At 38.2% G+C, this 20,490-nt stretch carries 18 protein-coding genes and 1 pseudogene; 2 read left to right on the forward strand and 17 right to left on the reverse strand.

What is annotated here, in order from left to right; translation table 11 throughout:
• Positions 1 to 27: 27 nt before the first annotated feature.
• Both ACJ28U_RS01060 and ACJ28U_RS01065 read right to left on the reverse strand, forming a co-directional pair.
• A complete protein-coding gene (locus ACJ28U_RS01060) occupies positions 28 to 462 on the reverse strand; it encodes a hypothetical protein (protein WP_407618118.1) in 435 nt (144 codons plus the stop codon).
• A gap of 147 nt (positions 463 to 609) precedes the next feature.
• Positions 610 to 1,701 (reverse strand): glycerol dehydrogenase, encoded by a 1,092-nt coding sequence (locus ACJ28U_RS01065; RefSeq protein ID WP_407618119.1) that lies wholly within the window; start codon positions 1,699 to 1,701, stop codon positions 610 to 612.
• Between the two features lie 276 nt (positions 1,702 to 1,977).
• On the opposite strand from ACJ28U_RS01065, the gene ACJ28U_RS01070 reads away from it, so the two are divergent.
• Complete coding sequence (locus ACJ28U_RS01070; protein ID WP_043709621.1) at positions 1,978 to 2,160, forward strand: hypothetical protein; 183 nt, start codon at positions 1,978 to 1,980, stop codon at positions 2,158 to 2,160.
• 203 nt (positions 2,161 to 2,363) lie between these two features.
• Here ACJ28U_RS01070 and ACJ28U_RS01075 read toward each other — a convergent pair whose 3' ends face one another.
• From ACJ28U_RS01075 to ACJ28U_RS01110, 8 genes and pseudogenes are all read right to left on the reverse strand, one after another.
• Entirely contained in the window at positions 2,364 to 5,651 is a 3,288-nt protein-coding gene (locus ACJ28U_RS01075; RefSeq protein ID WP_407618120.1) for a hypothetical protein, read from the reverse strand.
• Positions 5,629 to 5,838 carry a glutamate dehydrogenase gene (locus ACJ28U_RS01080; protein ID WP_407618121.1) on the reverse strand — a complete coding sequence of 70 codons (210 nt, stop codon included), beginning with the start codon at positions 5,836 to 5,838 and terminating at the stop codon, positions 5,629 to 5,631. Before ACJ28U_RS01080 ends, ACJ28U_RS01075 begins: the two co-directional genes overlap by 23 nt.
• Positions 5,839 to 5,867: 29 nt before the next feature.
• Positions 5,868 to 6,152 (reverse strand): DNA/RNA helicase domain-containing protein, encoded by a 285-nt coding sequence (locus ACJ28U_RS01085; protein WP_407618122.1) that lies wholly within the window; start codon positions 6,150 to 6,152, stop codon positions 5,868 to 5,870.
• Positions 6,153 to 6,565: 413 nt separating this feature from the next.
• Positions 6,566 to 6,937: a hypothetical protein gene (locus ACJ28U_RS01090; protein ID WP_407618123.1), complete on the reverse strand. Its 372-nt coding sequence runs from the start codon at positions 6,935 to 6,937 to the stop codon at positions 6,566 to 6,568.
• Positions 6,912 to 7,250, reverse strand: coding sequence for a hypothetical protein (locus ACJ28U_RS01095; protein ID WP_407618124.1), 339 nt, complete (start codon positions 7,248 to 7,250; stop codon positions 6,912 to 6,914). Before ACJ28U_RS01095 ends, ACJ28U_RS01090 begins: the two co-directional genes overlap by 26 nt.
• 145 nt (positions 7,251 to 7,395) lie before the next feature.
• Positions 7,396 to 8,676, reverse strand: coding sequence for a hypothetical protein (locus ACJ28U_RS01100; protein ID WP_407618125.1), 1,281 nt, complete (start codon positions 8,674 to 8,676; stop codon positions 7,396 to 7,398).
• Positions 8,677 to 8,716: 40 nt separating this feature from the next.
• Positions 8,717 to 9,814 (reverse strand): hypothetical protein, encoded by a 1,098-nt coding sequence (locus tag ACJ28U_RS01105; protein ID WP_407618126.1) that lies wholly within the window; start codon positions 9,812 to 9,814, stop codon positions 8,717 to 8,719.
• Positions 9,815 to 9,963: 149 nt separating this feature from the next.
• Positions 9,964 to 10,479: pseudogene (locus ACJ28U_RS01110) on the reverse strand (restriction endonuclease subunit S); the annotation flags it as partial.
• Here ACJ28U_RS01110 and ACJ28U_RS01115 point away from each other — a divergent pair.
• Positions 10,383 to 11,078, forward strand: coding sequence for a restriction endonuclease subunit S (locus ACJ28U_RS01115; protein WP_407618127.1), 696 nt, complete (start codon positions 10,383 to 10,385; stop codon positions 11,076 to 11,078). The pseudogene ACJ28U_RS01110 and the gene ACJ28U_RS01115 sit on opposite strands and share 97 nt — an antisense overlap.
• Before the next feature lie 58 nt (positions 11,079 to 11,136).
• Here ACJ28U_RS01115 and ACJ28U_RS01120 read toward each other — a convergent pair whose 3' ends face one another.
• The 7 genes from ACJ28U_RS01120 to ACJ28U_RS01150 all read right to left on the reverse strand — a co-directional run bounded on the left by ACJ28U_RS01120 (position 11,137) and on the right by ACJ28U_RS01150 (position 20,201).
• The gene (locus ACJ28U_RS01120) at positions 11,137 to 12,057 is read right to left on the reverse strand and encodes a site-specific integrase (protein ID WP_407618128.1); all 921 of its coding nucleotides are present in this window, start codon (positions 12,055 to 12,057) and stop codon (positions 11,137 to 11,139) included.
• Positions 12,058 to 12,168: 111 nt separating this feature from the next.
• On the reverse strand, positions 12,169 to 13,398 hold the full coding sequence (locus ACJ28U_RS01125) for a restriction endonuclease subunit S (protein WP_407618129.1): 1,230 nt from the start codon (positions 13,396 to 13,398) through the stop codon (positions 12,169 to 12,171).
• Between the two features lies 1 nt (position 13,399).
• Positions 13,400 to 14,956 carry a type I restriction-modification system subunit M gene (locus tag ACJ28U_RS01130; RefSeq protein ID WP_407618130.1) on the reverse strand — a complete coding sequence of 519 codons (1,557 nt, stop codon included), beginning with the start codon at positions 14,954 to 14,956 and terminating at the stop codon, positions 13,400 to 13,402.
• Positions 14,956 to 15,549 carry a restriction endonuclease subunit S gene (locus ACJ28U_RS01135; protein WP_407618131.1) on the reverse strand — a complete coding sequence of 198 codons (594 nt, stop codon included), beginning with the start codon at positions 15,547 to 15,549 and terminating at the stop codon, positions 14,956 to 14,958. The genes ACJ28U_RS01130 and ACJ28U_RS01135 overlap by 1 nt, the downstream gene beginning before the upstream one ends.
• Before the next feature lie 132 nt (positions 15,550 to 15,681).
• Positions 15,682 to 18,573, reverse strand: a complete 2,892-nt coding sequence (locus ACJ28U_RS01140) for a type I restriction endonuclease subunit R (protein ID WP_407618132.1) — start codon at positions 18,571 to 18,573, stop codon at positions 15,682 to 15,684.
• A 155-nt stretch (positions 18,574 to 18,728) separates the two neighbouring features.
• Positions 18,729 to 19,427, reverse strand: a complete 699-nt coding sequence (locus tag ACJ28U_RS01145; protein WP_407618133.1) for a hypothetical protein — start codon at positions 19,425 to 19,427, stop codon at positions 18,729 to 18,731.
• A gap of 78 nt (positions 19,428 to 19,505) precedes the next feature.
• Positions 19,506 to 20,201, reverse strand: a complete 696-nt coding sequence (locus tag ACJ28U_RS01150; RefSeq protein WP_407618134.1) for a hypothetical protein — start codon at positions 20,199 to 20,201, stop codon at positions 19,506 to 19,508.
• Positions 20,202 to 20,490: the final 289 nt, after the last annotated feature.

Here is a 20,490-nt window from a genome sequence, read left to right on the forward strand (position 1 = left end):
GGTGTGTCTTTAATTAAAACGGCAACGTTATTGCCACATTTTTGCGTTCTCACGAATTAAATCGTGTGAGTATTTAATTGTTTCAATCATCATATCTGGAGATTTTGCCACCTTCGTACCGTAAAACTGCACAAAACCAGCAGTCACTTTAGATATTTTTGAAAACAGGCGCTTTGCCATAATGACTTTCGCTGGGAAATAATATGTTAGCACGTCAGCCATGGCATCGTCGGTCCACTGACCAGGTACTTCACGATGATATATATACATCATTTCACCCGTCGCTTCTAAAATATTTTCAGCATCTTTTTCTTTGGCAACAAGTGGCTTTTCTTGCCAAACAGCCGATGTTAAGTAATCTGCAATTAACACTTTCATCTGCTCATCAACTTCAGCAGCCACTTCATCGCTGTACTCCGGCTTATCCTGGAATAATCCGTTATCTTCAAAGAAATCCATCATTCTACCCCCGTTTGCTTATATTTACAATTATACCGGAGTTTTAGCCAATCAAAACCCGAGGCACCATTTTCTTCAAGGTTTTGTCGTACTTTATCCATAACAAAAGGCGACCACAACTTAATGCAGGCGCCTTGATTTAAAGCATTTTTAACGTGACTTCACATAAGCATCAACTGCCACAAGTGCATTTGCAACATCTTCAGCCGTGACTACGAATGGCATTTGGTGGATCGTTTCCCCTTCAGCCGTCGCTTGGACACCAATCTTCAATAGATCTTCACGAGAAGCATTCTCTAAGTGCATGTCTGCTAAGGTCGTTGGCAAGCCTAACTTCTGATAGAAATCAATATACTTATTCAGTGTCTCGGCTGTTTCGTTTTGCAAAACTAACTGCGTTAACGTACCATACGCAACTTTTTCGCCGTGGGTTAAGTGGTGAATATCACCTGTCAACGCTGTGAATCCATTGTGAATTGCGTGCGCTGCGGCTAAACCACCAGATTCAAAGCCTAACCCTGATAATAGGGTGTTCGCTTCAACAACGGATTCAAGCGCTGACGTAACGACCCCTTGTCGGTTGGCTTCAATTGCTTGAAGTCCGTAGTTGAATAGCGTTTCTTCCGCTTTCTCGGCAATCGCGACAGCGGCCAACGTTTGCTTACCACCAGCCATCGTGTCACCATGCTTCTCACTCACAGCCTTTACCTCAATCAAAGTTGCCATTGCATCCGCAATGCCTGATGCCAGATAGCGAACTGGCGACTTGGCGATAACATCCGTATCAACCATCACTAATTCTGGATTCTTTTTGTAGAATAAGTAACTCTCAAACGCCCCATCATCCGTGTAGATAACAGACAAAGCTGAAGTTGGTGCATCCGTTGATGCCAGCGTTGGCAAGATGACAACTGGTAAGTCCGCTTCATCTGCAATTGCCTTCGCAGAATCAATTGCCTTACCACCACCTAAACCAAGTACGACGTCACTCTGATTTTCACGGGCAATCTCTACCGCACGGGCAATTTCTGAGCGTGATGCTTCTCCTTGAAAGGCAACCCGAGTATATGACATGCCGGCTGCTTCCAAATTTTTAGCAAATGTCTCGCCAACAGCCGACCACGTGTGATTACCAGCTAACAACAAAGCATTTGATCCCAACTCTTTAATGTGTGTAATCCCCGTTTCCAAAACATGTGCCCCTTGCACATAACGTGATGGACTTGCAAAAACTCGTTCCATGGTTATTCCCTCCAAAGTTCATATTGTGATTTTGTTCACATTTATTATAGCACTTAAAACACTAATTAAGTTAGTCGAATTACAGTACAAAATATCTCCGTTTTATCAAACTGGAAAATCAAATAGAACAATTAGTTCCCTTTTTGTCAACCCTTTCGTCCAAAATACAGTAGACTGAATATTAGGTTTAACTGTTAAAAAAGAAAAGAGATGACTCCTGCAAAAACGATATCGAACACATCTAACATTTCAGTCAATTTTCTAAGGAGATACTAAATGGCATTAACAGAAGAAGACGTACGTATTGCTTATGCTGCAAGTAAGATTACAACCGGTAACAACCGTTCAAACTCTGGACGTGTTGCACTTTGGCTAGAAGCCTCAGTTGATGATGTGAACCAGATTATTGATCAATATTCACTCCCTATCAAGAAGACGGCGGCAATTTCGCACTTTTAGCTTCTGATTTTTCTCAGAGATAAGTACTTGATGACAAATAAAGCGGTCAGACGAATCTGGCAGCATATTTTGGGTCGGTGGTGAGAAATCATCACCGCTTTTTTCGCTCTTTTTCAAGAAATTTTATAAAAAATCCTTATCAAATAATAAACGCCAAATAAATGTCGGTGTGAATCACACATATTAAGTTTGGTTTCAATTATCTAATCATACAAACTTTCTTCGTATTCCCGATCGATCGTTCTTTCTATGTCGCGACGCATACTATCAACTCTTTCAGAAAGCAGTTCAAACAACTGTATATTTTCCACAGCGTCAATTTGATCAATATATGATTCGATGTCCTTTAATTCCTGTTGTAACAGCGGCACCTCGCTACCACTCCAAGACCTGCTCATTTTTTCGAAATAAATTCTTGACCAATCAATTGTCTCAAAATCCATTTTTGATAAGATTTTCACCATCTTTTGTTTAATATCCATATCAGCATTGTTGAACAGAAGATTTACAACAAAATAAAATATTTTTTCATCCATCGGCAAGTTCATTAACTGAATAACATCTACGAATTTAGCTTGTAAAGGTTCGGTGATTTTTTCTCCATATTGTAATGAGTATAAAACATTCATTGTCGTTTTATTTTCAAACATTAATTTCAGCGTTTGTAGTAATATTTTCCCACTCTCGTCCAATACAATAGCACGTTCGACAACCTGATTTTCGCTATTGATTACTGACGAAAACCCAGCGAGATAGAGTTTCAAAGCGTCTTCTTCAGTAAAAAAAAGTTTGCATAGCACATCCTCGTCAAAAATAAAATTTCGTTTAACAGAAAGCAAATACAAATTTTGAAGATCACCCAAATTCAAATACACAGTAAGATTTTTTAAATTTAACTTTCTTCCTCCGTATGAAAAAAAGAACCTAGCACGCTTATCATTATCCGTCAGTCTGTCGATTATCTTTTTCATAGTTTGACTGCCAACCAACATATATAGTCGCCCGAATCCTATTCTAGTAATAATCTCATCTTTTACTAGCAGAATATTTTCTTCTATGATTTGTGACGCTCCCTGGTCTTGCTCCTTTGTTAACGCAAGTTCTAGTAACCAATTTGATTTATTTTTTTCATTTGATTCATTCACTAATTGAACACTCTGATTCAAAGTAAGACTACTAAATATGTTTGAGGTTATTAACTTTTCACCAGATTCAAAATCTAAGTATGAACTTATCCAACCCCCTAACTCATCATCTGCAAAAGCTTGCGCCAGATTTATCCACCCATTAAATAAATCCCCTTTACATTCATCCGGTATATGTCTCATAATCATTGCTAACACATCCGAGAGACTATCGATTTTAGCTACAAGGAATCTGATGTATTCTAATTCTTCTTCTCGTATATCTGGGTTATAACCTTGAGATTTAAAAATATGGAATAGTAAACGACCAGCGAATAAATCTTCATTAGTATCTGCATGATACTTGGTGCTGAGTTCTGACAAGTACCCCGAAATCAATTCCTCGTACGCGGCATCATACTTTAATGCTTCATCCATATCGAATTGAGCAATAGCCTTCGTACCATCCATTCTGAACTCTTGCTGAATGTTATACATTAACCAGCAAAGCAAATCGCCAGTATCAGCCAACTTTTCGATTAACTTCTGACGCGTTGAGGCTACAATCGACAACAATTTGTCATCAATTCTAAAGTCAATAACCTTAAACGTATTTCCTGTAGTAAAACGAGCCTTACTTTTATGCAACTTCAGGAATTCCTGAATTAGCGAACTTTTCAACTCTTGTGATAATTTTACTTCACCCCATTGTCCTAAAAGCATATTTAAATTATCAAATCGCAAGCGAGAATTATCCACGGAAAAGTCAAAGGAATTTTTTAGTATTGCAAACGCATCAAATGCGGGTGTTCCATTTACTCTCAGCATTTTCAATAACAAAGCAAAAGCATAGTTCGAAAAGTCTAGATTATTTACTAACAAAACGATTAATTCCGACTCACGAAGTCTAGTATTCAAATTATTTTTATTCTCTTTAATAATTTTTTTAACATCAATATCAGATTCAGTTAACTGATTTACCCATTTCGCTGCATACGCAAAAGTTTCATTAAGCATGTTATTCCCAAACATCAACAAATATTCAAGTTTTTCAACATTGCCTTTTGTATCGTGGTATTTGTCTTTTAACTTTTGAATCATGTCCTGATTCGTTCTAAAATCATCAAAAATAACAATCGACTGGACTACACGACCAATCTGATCTTTTGATAATTTTTTGAAGTCTATTAACTGATAAAACAAATACACTGCATAATCTCCGAAAGATTGATCTTCGACTTTCACATATTTATTATTGAAAATATCAACAAATTCTAATTGATTTAATTCTTCAATTTCCCGTTTCACCGTGCTATCACTAATATCAAACGTATCGAACATTTTCAGGTCACTATCAGTAATAGTTTGCAAGTTAAACGCCTTTTGTATATGTAAAATAGCCAACACCTTCAATTGGTCGCGTGAAATATCACCTTCTGACACTATTTGCTCATAATAGCCCAGGAATACTGAGTCTCTATTAGGTTCCATTCCTCGTTTCAACATCGTCATGAAGATGCTTACCATCCTCGGATTCCCTTTAGCCCGGGCCATTATTAGTTCTTTAGTTTCCTCACTGATTGTAATATCAAAACCGTCAACGACCTTGTCAAGAACCTCACTTTCCATATTCTCAAAATTTACCCATTTAATTTTCGATGAAAGCCTCTGTTGAACCAATTCATCTTTTAAATAGGTCCGCAACGTCCCAATGATTTTAATGTCTAACTCATCAGAAGTTTCAGCAATTTGCATTACATCTTGGTAATCCGAAACATTTGTCACATCATCCATAAAAATATAATTTGTTTTTTCGTAATCTAAAAACCTTTTTACATCTGTTACTACTTTTCCCCCACTGCTTTTTACCACAATCACTTGATTTGTACTTGTATCAAGATGCCTCAAATATTCTAGAACAGTTCTCGTCTTGCCAATACCAGGATTACCTACTACAACTACCACGTCCGTTTCGTTCAAAGCCTTTCTTAAGGCTTCAAACCGTTCTTCCAGATTTATCCATGCATTTTTTAATGTAGGAGCCGTTTTCACACGCTCATTTCTGTCAATAAAATCTCTAATACTCATTACCTGATTCGTTGGTTCCGACAACCCCAGTCGTTCCGCAATCAGATGATGCATATTAATCTTTGAAAGCAAATCTTTCGATAAATCTGAAATACCAACTAACGTTAATAAATTAGGACTCAAATATTCCTGAAATTTCCGAACATCCTCAGGAGTAAAGCGATTTATAGTATTAACTGATACGACTTCTATATCCGGAGATTGCAGCAATATTTGTTTAACGCTTTCTAAATCAGATGTAATTTTTGATTTCACATCAGCTCTGTGTGCACCATACATAAACGTCTGTGCGAACGCCGTAACTATCTGGAACCCCTTTTGTAGTCTTTGTAGCCCCCTCTTGGAGGCCAAGATTATTAAAAGTTTCAAAATTATAACGTATCTGAACGTAGTCATCAGCAAATCTTTGAAATTGTGCACCACTTAAACTCATAATCGCTCGTTCTATTTCTTCAGTTATTGCCATAAAATTTCCCCCTTAAGATTTTTCATTAGTCAATATACCGACCTTAATGCTTTTCTTGATTCATTATCAACCGCATACAAATAAAACCGATGCACACCACGCTTCATTAAAACGTTTAAAGCATTGCGCAGATACTCTTCAACCGTTAACCCATCATAATGGCGCACCTTAGTGGCATTCTTACCATGGCTTTCACCTACATCAATTATATTCTTCTCATCCCGATATTTATTTGACGGACCTAAACACACACCATCATAATTTAAATCCAAGCCCTGAATGGTGAACGTATTGCCGGCTTCGTCTATTGTCACCGGATCTTCCGACCAAGCCGACGATTTATTATGGCCCAGTGTTTGCGAATTTCATGAATTGTTTAGTGTGCCAGCTGTCACCATCCATGGTTCGCCACTTTCACGTTACTTTGACTTATATTCCCAATCAAATGTGGCTAACAAACGCGAAAGGCCAACTTCATTGTCTTTCAAATGTTGCATCATTCGCTTTTGAATACTGTTAGTTTCACCCATATAAACTTTATACGGTTTATCGTTTATTCATTAACAATGTAAACCGTATTGCGATATGAAATCACCTGACGGTCGTCAGGTGATTAACGTTCTAAACTTTTAATCCTCATCAAATAGAAAGCACCAAGGAATAAAAATCATATAAGTGGATCTATATTGACTGTTTCACCATACGCGGCCCATATTAATCATAGAAGTTAATTTGCTTCTTTAATTCGCCACCAGCGCGATAATCTATCATCGCTTGCTATAAAATTGAAAATTTCTTCAAAATTTTCATCAGTAATTTGGAACGAATTTACCTTTTGAGTAATCTCATCACACTGACTCACGTACCTTTTAGCATCACTTTCGCTTACTTCGAAATTAGAGTGTGCTACAGTATTTCTTAGCCTCCTTAGGGTTGAGACTGACTCTGTATCCAAAATAGACAAAACTCCTATTTTTTCTAATACCGACAACAATGGAATTATAACCGTTCCTGGTCTTCTCAAAGCTCTATAGCTACTATTTTCATTTAGCAATTGTCTATCAGAAAATTTTTCAGATATATTTAAATTTTTTATCACAAGCCAATTCAAAGTCCTTAAATGAATTTAAAATAGCCATTCCTGGGTTGAATTTAATGAGATTATCAATACTTGCATCTTCAGTCGCCTGTCCGTCTAAATCGTCCAAAGCTTCCCTAAATTCTATTTCCGCGTTTCCCCAGCCGAATTTACTTGTTCTGTTAATCATTCTTTCAAATATTTTTTTATAATACACTGCAACAAACAGGACCAAAATTTGCCAAGACGAATATTTTAAAATTGATAAAATCGTTTTAACGACATAATTTAAAAATCTTACGAAGCTATCCACAAATTGCTCTATCCAAAACATAAAAACCTCTCAATATATTTAACGACTAAACTCTAACAAGTACGAAATAAAACAAAAAACCAAGTAATTCTAGGACTAGATTACCTACTTTCAAAACAGCAACCAAACATCTTAAAACATTTTTCATTCCAGTCCATACAACTACTTAATTCGTCACATAATACATTTTCCCTTCGTTTACCAACAAATTTACATCTTCCTTCATCTCATTAGCAATCCGATCTACTTTAGACTCAATTGTCTCTGACTCAGTTATACGTTCTAAAGAGGGGATGATCGCTTCCAGCTTTTCATCCGACATACTAAAATTCAGACCATAGTCTGCTCTTTCAGAGATAAATACGGCCAAATTTGTCGCTACCCTCTTCACAACAGCCGGCGCTGGTAGTTTATTAAATTTATCATTTTGTCTCTGTAAACGGTCGGAAGCTGATTTACTGGTCAATTTAAATTTAAGAGCTGACATATATAAGTATTCTGCAATGTTAGAATCCGTCTCTTCATTTTTATCTTTAGCAGAACTAACTAATTCAGTCACTGTTTTACGCGATAAAGCACCTACACCATAGATATACTCAAGTTCAGACGCAAAGATAAGAATATTTGTTGCGATTACACTAATTTGTTTCCAATAATCTAATTCATTTACATCTTTAATGAACTGTTGTTCATCCTTTGGTGCACGATCAATGACACCATTTATCTGTAACAAGGATTGGTTGTTAATCGTCGTCAACTCTGTCTTAATCCCATCTATCTTCAGTAAGTAATTATTTCTAATTTGTTCATCCGCTAATAGCTCAGTTTGGTTATTGGCAAGGACATCCATAGATTCACGCATAGTGCCCAATTTTGCCAGAATTTCAGTTTGGTGATATCGCCGTAAAGCATGTAACTCATCGTTAATTTGCGATAGTTTCTCACTAACTTCATTCATATAGTATTGACCAACCACTACTGAAGCTAGCTGCATTGAGGTTGCCAATTTACTAGTCAACGCCGACTTTGCTGTATTCACTTGTTGCGCGGCATCACGGGCATCAACCGGTTTAATTTTGACGTGCCCAGAAATTTTGCCTTTTTTCCTGAAAACGCCTCTAAACATGGACTTTTCGCCTTTTACTTGCGTGAGCCCCTTAGCACTCGATAATTGTTGGCCATTTTTATCGAATAAAGCAAACAATTGGACGCCTTGTTTGTTTACTATTTCAGTAGAATTTGCCATCGAATTCAATTTTGTTAATCCTTGATCAGAAACGATTTGACTAACACCTTGAACGACAGACACGCCATTCTCTTTAGAAATTGTAATCATTGCATTTTCCAAATTTAGCAAATCAACATTAAAACTATTTGCTAATTCATTTTTCAAAACATTCAAGTACTGATTATTAGATATTAATTCAACTTCATATTTTTCTTCCATAACTTCCCCAAATCAAACATTTTCGTAATAACGCACAACCTTAATTTCTGTACTTAGCAATCGTATCTCCTAATTCATCCTTCCAGGCTTCCCAACCGTTAATTGCCGTAACCCGTAAAATGAAATTTGCTGCACGACTTGGTTTAGAAAACACCACGTCTTCGCTAAGTACCCTCCCCTGTAATAGACTTTCAAACTCAGTAGCCCTGTATCCTTCCGTATCACTCTGTCTAATATGCGATCCTTTTAAGACCTTAATCTGACCTGACGCATCTAGCAGCTGTGCCTGTGCATCAATTTCAGGACTATTCTTGGCCGTCAGATGTATAGAGATAGGAAATTGATTTAAAAGGGTATTTGCTTTCTTTTCAGGTTCCTTTTTTGATACAACAGGCTGACCATCGCCCGTTGTATCACTCAAAAATTCACCCAAAGCTGAAATTACTGCTGGCTTATAATCCGAAATAACCTTACTTGTGATATTCCCTGAAATTTTCCCCTGCTCTTTCATCTGTAGCAAAACTGCTTTAACAAACTCATCAGTCGGGTTATTCATTAAAAATTCTACCGAAGACTTTACATTCGTTAATTTAGTCTTTTGTTCATACTTATTACGTAACCAATCAAAGTTAAATGAATCCTTCGCAACATGGTACAAAAATTCATAATCATTCAAATCCATCTTATCAAGTTGTAATTCCTTAAACGGACGTGGCTTATGCGTAACGTCTGGCACAAAATCTGCGAAGAATAAGTACCGAATTCCATCCGTTAATACCCCAATCAATTGTTGTTGGCCCAGGTCCTTCTGTGCATGAGGTAATACCGATGTAACCTGAGTTACACCTTTCTTAACAAGATTGCCTTTTTGTGACTCTGCTTCTACAAACATCAAAGGTGTTGCCTGTTTCTGAAGGACAATATCTATTTTGCTAGTTTCGTTTAAATCTTTAAAAGGTGTACTAACTGGCACTTCAGTCCGATATTCATTTGGATTCATGCTTGAATATCCCAATGCAGCAATTAGTGGCACTATTAGATAAGAAATCGTCTCAGCTTCATTATTAGCAGCCGTGCGATTGTTTAGTATCAGTTCAACAGTAGTTTTTATTGTAGTTTTAAATTCAGCAAATTCCATTTTCAAATTCCAATCTGATGTATACTTCAGTACTACGTTAATTGTACTTTACGCCTAGACTTAAATTCCAATATTTTATTTAAACCAAGGTGATTTATAAGTTTTCCACTTCGCTGACGTACAGCGTAATAAAGTTTTCCTCAAGTGATTATTTCCTGCTGGTTAGCAGCGATAAGGTTGTCAATCGATGTGAAGAATTCACCCAACTTTTGTTGCTCATCCATCAAAGGAATGGAAATTGATTGATTCTTAACCAAGTCGCTGTTCAGATTAACTTGACTACCGGGCTGCCCATAACGAGACCACTTATCACGATATGACTCTAACCATTGAAACATGAATTCCAAATCAAACTTAGGATTCATAAATATCAAGAACCCGTCGTGAACACCGGTCTTAACATAATTCACCAGTGGCTTACCTACCGTCGCGGCAATACTTAGCAACAAATGCGGCTCTGTCAAAACACGTGTTTTAGCTTGCCCTGCCTCAGAAATGTGCTGATCCAGATGATGAATTCGACCATTTTGCTCTGTCACATCAGAAATGCGAAGCCATCCAATCTCAGATGAATCGTCAAACCATTTTGGATCTTGAATTGGTCGAGGGGACGCTCCTCGCACGATTTCTGCCAAATCACCAAGGTTACGCTGTACCCAAGCAATATGACGACTGTTATTTGAGTTTAGTGTTTACTTGGGTACAGCGTAAGTTAACTGATATTTCTGAAAAGGTCACTGAAAAGAACTCAGATGATGAATTTTCAGAGACACTAACCAACTCAGCCGAGTATGGAATTATCAGCCAACGTGATTTCTTTGATAAAGATATTTCAAACGAGAAAAACTTGAACACTTATTATGTTGTACGCGACGGGGACTTTGTTTATAACCCTCGGATTTCAAACTTCGCGCCCGTTGGTCCAATTAAGCGCAATACACTAGGACGGGCCGGCGTTATGTCACCGCTTTATTATGTTTTTCGAACGCATGACGTTGATGGTTTGTACTTGGAAAAATACTTCTCAAGTACAAAGTGGCACCGATTCATGGAACTTAACGGAGACACGGGAGCTCGTGCTGATCGATTTGCTATCAAAGACAAAGACTTCGTGCAGATGCCCATTCCGCTACCAAGCTTGGATGAACAAAGTAAGATTGCGCACTTTCTTGAGAGTATGGATAACCTTATCGCTGCTAACCAGAAAAAGGTAGATACTTTGACAAAACAGAAGTCTGCTTATCTACAAAAGCTCTTTATCTAAATGAATATACAAAAGCCTGAATTTACGCTGCTGATAGTCGTAAATTCAGGCTTTTTATTTACATAAGAGATGTTAAGTATCTCATTATCTTATCGTTGTCAGCATTTTCTAATTCTTGAATAACGTGAAGAGAAATTCTTTGGGTAGTATTCATTGTGGAGTGACCCAGGCGTCGCGAAACTGTGGCAATCGAAACACCGGCATAGAGAAGTAGTGATGCATGTGAATGGCGTAAACCATGCAAACTAATTACAGGTATACCTGCCTTATTACATAATGTTTCTAGTTGATTGTTCAGTGTTTGTACATATATTCTTTTGGTTGGATTAACAAATATTGGTTGTTCAAGGGGTAAGTCTCGTATAAGCTGTGAAAACATCATTGCCGTTTGCCAATCTAATGGTATTTTTCGGACGGATGACTTGTTTTTTGTTGGAGCAAATTCACCTTTGTAGCGTTTGTAGTCCCAAGTTTTAGAAACTTTTATCACATGATGTTTAAAGTCGAAATCAGAAGGAGTTAACCCTAAAGCCTCAGAAATTCTTAAACCTGTTTTTGCGATTAACAATACTAAATAATCTGTATTTATTGAATCGCCTAGTGAAAGTTGTGCTAACAATGCTGTCATTTCATGTTGATGTAAAAACTTAGTCTTGTGTTTTCTTTGAACCGTCCCTTTGATTACTACTTTTCTTGTCGGATCAGAAGTAATCAACCCTTCATCCAATGCATCTAATAGAGCGGCTTTCATTTGATGATGAAAATCCATGACTGTTTGTCGTTCGTGATTACTTGCATAATCATTTAATAATTGCTGGTAAGCCTGCCTGTTTAACGATTTAAGTGTATGTTTCGAAGCAAGAGATTGAATGTGAGCAAGAGTGTTCTCGTATTTTTGAAAAGTAACATCACGCACTGCACCACGTTTGTATAGTTCCAACCATTCTGCAAAGTACTTATGAAATAATATTTGTGTCATTTTTGACACCTCCTAAAATTGATGGCGACGAGCGCATGGACTATGATACGAAAAAAAGCCCGACTTTTCAGCCGAGCTTTAATGTTTTTTACTTTGAAAAACAAAGATTGTTTATATAAACATACTCTGTAAGTAGCTTGTCTTTTGTTTTTGGAGCAGATCTATTTTGCGCTGGTTAGCAGTGATAAGATTGTCCAAAGTAGTAAGTAATGAACCAATCTTTGCTTGTTCATCGATTGAAGGTATAGCAATGTCATACTTTTTTACTTCACTCATCGGAACCAGATTGGTGATTGCTGAACCGGGATTGGCACCAGTCAGCTTTCGTTGCATGATATCCCCACGCATGAAACTAAGGAAATATTCCTTATTTGTCACGTCTTGATTAATTCGAATACGAATCAATGCTTGATTGAACACGCCTCGTTTAATTCCATAAGGAACTTCTGAGATTCGTCCAATCGTTCCGGCACCACTCATGATGTAGTCTCCAGGGAGAATTTCAAACTTTTTAAGCTCATTGAACTTCTCCTCGGTAATGTTGTACCGAGTTTCGTACTGGTCGTAAATGGCATTCTGCTGCTCATAGACAACATAGTCACTAGAATCGACAAATAAACCTTTTTTCAATGCACTTCCAAACGGACCGCGACGGACGCCTTCCTTAGCATCGAGCAATTCTTCGAACTTACGCTGTACCCAAGGTCTGGTAAAGCTTGAGAAACGCAAAGTTTGATTGAATATGCGCTCTAAGTACGCGTTTTTTAACTGTTTTAAATCATGAACCTTACGCTGGTTAGCAGCGATAAGCTTATCAAGTGACTCCAAGAACGCACCGATTTTAGCTTGTTCCTCATAGCTTGGAACAGCCAGCTGCCTTTTTAAGAAATCCTTTGACACCAGATTGTTCATCATAGTTGATTGAGTTGTGGACGTCATCAAAATGCGTCCCATTATTTGTTCGTTGATGATCGCATATTTCCAGTATTTCAAATCGTAGTTTGAAATTGGTCGGAAGACATCAAATATGTGCGACACAATCCCATCACCAATGGTATTTTCAACGAATCGCCCATAAGCAAACTGTTTGCTTGAGTGACCTTCAAAAGCAATATCTCCCACTCGGAAGATATTGTAAGTACGCATGTAAGCATCGTCTGATCGAGATTCGTCGGTCTTAAAATACATGTTGGCCACTGAAATAATTTTGTCTTTGCCAAAAGACAAATCGTTCTTTTCAGTGACCTTCTTGTACAACTCACCAAACTTACGCTGTACCCAAGCGTCAGAAAAGCCTTTAAACCGCAACTCAGGCACACTTTTATTTTGATTTTGTACCATGTTACTCAGCTCCTTCCGTTGAAATTAATTCCGCCTTCATAGCTTCAAATTCTGCTTCCAGCTTAGCAATTTCAGCATCAATATCCTTCAAATCTTGCTCAACTTGTGCAAAATCAATCGGCGCTTCTTCTTCAAACGTATCAACATACCGTGGGATGTTTAAGTTGAAGTCATTCTCCTTAATTTCATCAAACGAAGCATCATGTGCATACTTATCCACGTCCTCACGGGCTAAGTAAGTATCCAAAATCTTTTGGACATTTTCGTCCGTCAAAGAATTTTGATTCTTACCCTTTTCAAATTCGTTTGACGCATCAATAAATAATACATCCTTCTTAGTACGGTTCTTCTTGAACACCAAAACCGTCGTTGGAATTGACGTACCGTAGAACAAGTTAGCTGGCAAACCAATAACGGCATCCAAAACGTTATCTTGTTCAATCATGTACTTACGGATGACACCTTCACCAGCACCACGGAATAAGACACCGTGTGGCAAAACGACAGCCATAGTTCCTGACGCATCCAAGTGGTACAACATGTGTTCAACGAAAGCGAAGTCGGCCTTTGACTTAGGTGCAGTTTTACCATACTTACGGAAACGTTCATCATCCAGCTTACCGTCTGGTTGCCAGTTAGCTGAATATGGTGGGTTTGCGACAACTGCTTCGAATTGTTGTTCTGCAAACATATCATCTTCAAGAGTATCGCCTTGGTGCATCTCGAAGTCAGTTGGCTTAACATCGTGCATCAACATGTTCATACGAGCCAAGTTGTATGTCGTACCGTTCAATTCCTGACCGTAGTAATTTGCAACTTCCACGTTATCACCAACACGAAGCAACAATGATCCTGATCCCATAGTCGGATCATAGACTGACTTCAAACGTGTCTTACTTGTCGTAACAAGCGCAGCCAACAATTTTGAGACTTGTTGTGGTGTATAGAATTCACCAGCCTTCTTACCAGCTGATGCGGCGAATTGACCAATCAAGTATTCATAGGCATCCCCAAGCACATCGATCTTGCTATCACCAGCGTTAAAGCTAATATCAGCCAAGTGCTTGATAACTTCAGCCATCAACTCAGAACGCTTTGCTGGTGTGTTCCCCAAACGTGATGAGTTCAAATCCATGTCTTCAAATAAGCCGCGGAAATCTTCTTCTGAAGCATAACCAACTGTTGAGGCTTCAACTTCGTTAACTGCTTCTTGCAAGTTTTCGATTGAGAATTGACCAGCCAAGATATCCTTAACCATCTTGCCAAACAAGTATTGTGGTTGAACAAAGAATCCAAGTGAGTTAGTAATTTCGTCTACCAAGTCGCTCTTAATTTCGTTATCGTTGTACGCTTCTTCGAACGTAATACCGTCTGCAGCCAACAACTTATCCGCATACTCCTCTACTCGTTCTGAAAGGAAACGGTAAAAAATCAAACCTAGAATGTAGTTTCGGAATTCGTTAGCGTCCATGTTGCCGCGCAAATCATTTGCGATGGCCCATAGTTGCTTTTGTAGTTCTGCTTGCTGTTGCGCCTGCGTTTCGTGTGTTTCTGCCATTAATCCTTCTCCTTATGAGTGGCATCGGCAAGTGATGCCAATGTTAATTCTGTAAATAGTTGTTCGCGACGTTGAATCAATTGTCGTCGGCGCCGCATCATTTGATATAACCTACCAATTTTTTGTTGTACCTTTATCGGCGGTAGATCGATTTCAAATTCTGTAATCGACTTCAATGACAGCTTAGGCATTGTTGTACCTGTTACCGCGGCATGAATTAGTCTTTTCGCAGCGGCCGACTCGTTAAACCAATAAACCAAGTAACTGGCATCCAATCGTGTTTCGTCAGTCTGAATCCACGAAAAATTTGAATCCAAGATATATGGTTTTCCATCAGGATCGACTCCCTTAGAAAGGGTCATTCGACCACCAATAATTGCCAACACCACTGAATCAACTGGCATTGGCGCAAGACCTTCAGCCATGTCCAAATATCTCGGATCATCATTTCGTCCTGCTTCACCAGATTCACTAGCAAATACAGACATATCGTATAAACGATAATCACCCGAAGTTGTCTTCAAAGGACTTCTTTGCGCCAACCTTGTCACGACTTCGCCGGATTTAAACGTCATTAAATCCCCAAGTTGCATATCATCCTCCTCGCTTCTTTTGAAATAACTCATTATTTCTTTTAGACAAATAATAATATAACAGTCTTAAAAGATTGTGTCAACGAAATAAATCATTATTTCAAAAAAGAGGCCACAGTGGCCTCTTTTCGTTTAAGACAGAATGTACTTGTCTACCGCCTCTTCAACGAAGCTAACAATTTTCTTCTTCAATGAGCGAGTCTTCATAAACGTGAATCCCATTCCCGCTAATTCAGTACTCATCTCTTCTTCCTTCATCTTATGAGCAAACTCGTAATCATTAACCTTTTCATCAACGAATTCAGGCTCAAGATCATTTTCCTTGGCGAACTTCTCGATGTCCTGATTACGACGATCAATCAAATAGTTGTTCAATGAATCAGGTACGCTGTCTCCTGGTTGAAGTTGTGGCACAACCTCGTCCAAGAACTCAGCCAGCAGTTCAGCCTTCGTCTTCAATTCCTTTGAATCAGCATTGTTCAACAAACGCTTAATCTTGCGAACATCATCCTTGTAATCGCCAGGCGTAATTGCACGAATCAACTTAACGATGTAAGAAACGTCAATAACATCACGGGCAATCAAGTCTAGTTCAAAGTCAATATCATCCAGAACTGATACCTTACCTGCATCGTCGCCACCATCTCGTGTTCGCTTCTTCCATTCTTCGTAGGCAGCGTAATACTTTCCACGATAGTTTTCGAGATCTTGCTCAGAAAAATCAGAGAAGTTTGCCCAATCAAATTCATCATATACATTAATCTTGTTAAACGTGCGCAGAACATCTCGGAATGATTGAACAAATTCAGCCAACTCCTCGTCCGTTGCGTTATACAACGCATCAACGGATTCAGGCGTTGGAACAACCTTGCGCAACGTGACAATGTTATCGACAAATTCACCATGCAACTCATTGTAATCCGGCGCGAAGAAGCTCGACTTGTCACCATCGGAGAATAGCGTCACAGCCTCATCTGTCGCCTTCTTTAAATTGCGATATGACACAATATTTCCAAATGGCTTTGACTTTTCTTCCACACGGTTAGTTCGTGAGTAAGCTTGAATCAAGTTATGCCACTGTAACTTCTTATCTAAATAAAGTGTAGACATACGAGGCGCATCAAATCCTGTCAAGAACAAGTTAACAACAATCAAGATATCGATATTATCTTCCTTGGTGTTCTCGTTTTGTTCCTTCATACGCTTTGAAACGTCTGCAAAGTAATCTGGGAATGTGTCCGTTGAGAAGTTAGTTCCGTACTTGACATTGTAATCGGCAATGATTTTATCCAAACCAAGACGTGAAGTCTTCAACTCTTCAAGAGTCTCACCTTGATTATCTTCGTTGTCCGCTTCATTCGCAGTCCATGTGAAGATGCTTGAGACATTCAAGTCCGTCTTCATTTCCTTGAAAATCTCATAGTATTGCAAAGCAACACGTGTGTTTGGCACCGCAAAGATGGCGTTATAGTGACGCCCCTTTGAACGATTTCCGTGATTCAACACAATATGTTGCGCAATCATCTTCAACCGATCTGGATTTTCCCATACTTCTTTCTTGTCGATACCCTTTGCAACCGTGTCTTCATCAGTGACGATACCATGACCTTGGATTGTGTTAATGTATTCCACGTTAAACGCCAAAACGTTTCGATCGCGAATTGCGGCCTTAATCAAGTATGAATGTAAACGCTCATCATACAAGTCATCGGTAGTACGTCCATCCTTACCAATATTTTCCTTGAAAATTGGCGTACCCGTAAATCCAAAGTGTTGCGCATTCATAAACCATTTGTTCACATTCTTGCGCATCTCTCCAAATTGAGAACGGTGAGCCTCATCTTCAATGAAAATAACACGCTTATCGTGATAAGATGCCAAGATGTTTTTGAATTTGTCACTCGTAACTGCATTATTCAACTTTTGAATTGTTGTAATAATCAGTTGTGTACTTGTGTCAGTCAATTGTGACACAAGGTTCTTTGTGTTCGTTGTGCGGTCCAGCGCAGGTTCATTGTTCGCACCAGACTTAGGTAGGTACGAATTAAAGTTCTTAGCCGTCTGAATGTCCAAATCTGAACGGTCAATCAAGAAAATAACCTTCTCAGCGTTGGTATTTTGTGCCAACAATCGTGCGGCCTTAAAAGAAGTAATTGTCTTTCCAGACCCTGTTGTGTGCCAAATATAACCGTTCTTTTCTGGGTGTTCTTGTGCTTGTTTGACAATTGCTTCTACTGCGTACACTTGATAAGGACGCATAACAATCATGCGACTGTTGTCTTCGTCAAAAATCGTGTACTTCGCAATCATGCTATGCAAACGGACTGGGTCAAAGAAACTCACCGTGAATAAATCAAGCTCGTTCAACCAAGTGTTCTTCTCATCGGTCCAATAGAACATAAAGTTCGAATTGAGCTTGCCATCCCCATTGGCGAAGTAACGCGTTTCACCACCGTTTGATACAACGAAGAATTGCAAGAAGTTAAATAAGAAGTTCGTACGCAAACTCTCCGTACGATAACGCAAAATTTGGTTGAATGCCTGTGTAAAGTCAACACCTCGGCGCTTCAATTCAATCTGTGTGACTGGCAACCCGTTAATCAAAATCGTCACATCATAACGATTCTCATGTAGCCCATCAGAGTTAGTAATTTGGTGGGTTACTTCAAAGATATTGTTATTCCAGTCCTTACCGTCGAAGAAATAAATCGTCAACGGTGTATTGTCATCACGAGTAATCGCAACACGCCCGTATGGTGACGTGTCTGTACCTCGAAGTAACTTACCTGTTTCAAAGATTCCTTGTGATCGGCGCAACTCATTCTGAACACGTTTAAATTCATCGTCAGAAAGTGGCGTTCCCTTCAATGCCTCAGCATTAACCTCATTCATCACCTGACGAAAATGGTCAACCATCGCTCCGACATCAGGTATCTTTACACTTTTATATCCAATTGCATTTAATTTCTGTATTAGTTTATTTTCTAATTCATATTCTGATTGGTGCCCATCACCCATAACCATTACTTCCAATCTTAAAAATTTATGCTGTAATTCACAGCGTAAGTTCACTAATTAATATTATAACAATAGCATATAGATTCAACGAAACAATATGAACTTACCACAAACCCGATAATAATTCCTATAACGCTTATCGCTCTTAAAGTTACCCAATATCAAAACTCCCAATGGGAATTATCCGAATAAAACAAATTATCTCGCTCGTGATTCGCAACTCTTGTATATCTGGTAGAAATACCAGTACGTGTGGTCTTTGTCGTTTTCTTTTTATTCACAGTTTTTTTCTTGTTAGTATTTTTGGGAGCTGCCTTCGCCTGCGCTTTTTTAGACACAGGCGAAGGCTTTTTGCCACCAATAACACCCGCTGCACCAGTTGTAGTAATTATCTTAGATTTTCTGTTCGTTCTGGCAGGCGGCTCTATTGTCGAACGCTTCTGAACAGATATTTGGTTAACAACACCATCGCTACCTAAACTGTAATTGAAAGCATATCCACCTTTAGATTTGCTATCCGCATTAGTTCTTCGTTCTTTCTTCTGTGCACTTCGCCAAGCTTCTGAATGTTCTAAGTATGAATCTGAATTATAAATTCCGACGTTGTTCAACAGAAACTTTGCATACCTAGGTAAAACTTTATTTATTTTCTGGATTTCGGAACTTCTAGTAACATATTCACGTCTTCCATTAGCCAATTGCTGCCCAGTTTCCATCCACCTTATCAAGGTAAAAGGAAAATCAATATTTAAGCTTTTACCTTTAAAAATTTCCGAGACAAGTCGATTTGGTTTGATTTTTGTACCTTTATCATTAATAGCATTAGTTCTCTGGATTTCAGGCGATTTCTTTGCCGCCATTTTAGAATTTTTACGCCTTATATTGGTAAGTGTGTTGCTAAGAACTTTATACTCCCAAGACTTTCTATATTTTTCGTATTAATGTTCATCAAAAGCTATCGTCTTTTTTAAAATCGCTTCCTTCAATTCGTTTACGTCAGTTGTACGATCGGAGTTGTATACGCTAATGTTTTCAACCTCTAATTCGCTACTCCTAAGAAGCTTTAAAAGTGTCATTTCGGCATCAATTCGCTTTTCGGAAAATTTATTTTCGAATTGGGTTGCATACCTTTTATTTTCAATTAATAAATCCGAAAGTTCGTTTAATTTAATATCGGTCCGAGTTAACAAGTTTATTTGATCTAAAACTTCGATGGCGACTTTTTCATCTAGACGGTCAGAATTCAATATTTCCGGTCCGCCGAAACTGATAATTAACCTTTCCCAAAGATCCATAAAATCATTAAATTTTATCTCTCCTCGATCAATTAATTTATCTAGATATAGAGCAAAAAATGAGAACCCCTTTCTTCGATTCTTTTCCACAGTATTCAAATCAACCAAATATTGCTTGCCCCATAATGGTAATGCCCTAATGAAAGACAATTGAGCGCTCAATTGTTCCGGCGATTTGTCAACAAACGCTAATGACTTCCACTCTTCAATAGTGAACGGAAACTTTCCTTTAGCATTTTTATACTTAAATAAGCTCATTAATTGTTGAGCATTTTTATCGGAAAGAATTTCTTCAGCTTCTTGAATGGTAATTTCTATACCCTGATATTCAACCTTCATTATTAAAACACCTACAAAATAATTCAAATACTAATTAATGTATCATATATTATCAATTAAATACCAACAATCCTGTTTTTCGAATTTTTATTCATGCTCTGAAATATCTCTATTCCATAATTACACTCTTACTTATTTCTATAAATAAAGAGGCTGGGACAGAACAGTTCTAGCTGAAAATGAAGAAGGAGAAGAAAATCCGACGGATTTTCTTCTCCTTCTTTCTTTTTATCCAAAAATAACGGGATTTTATCCCGCCATGATGGCCATTTTCGTCATATTCATGGCC

The organism is Weissella sp. MSCH1, from assembly GCF_045799135.1.
In the GTDB taxonomy this organism is placed as follows: Bacteria; Bacillota; Bacilli; order Lactobacillales; family Lactobacillaceae; genus Weissella.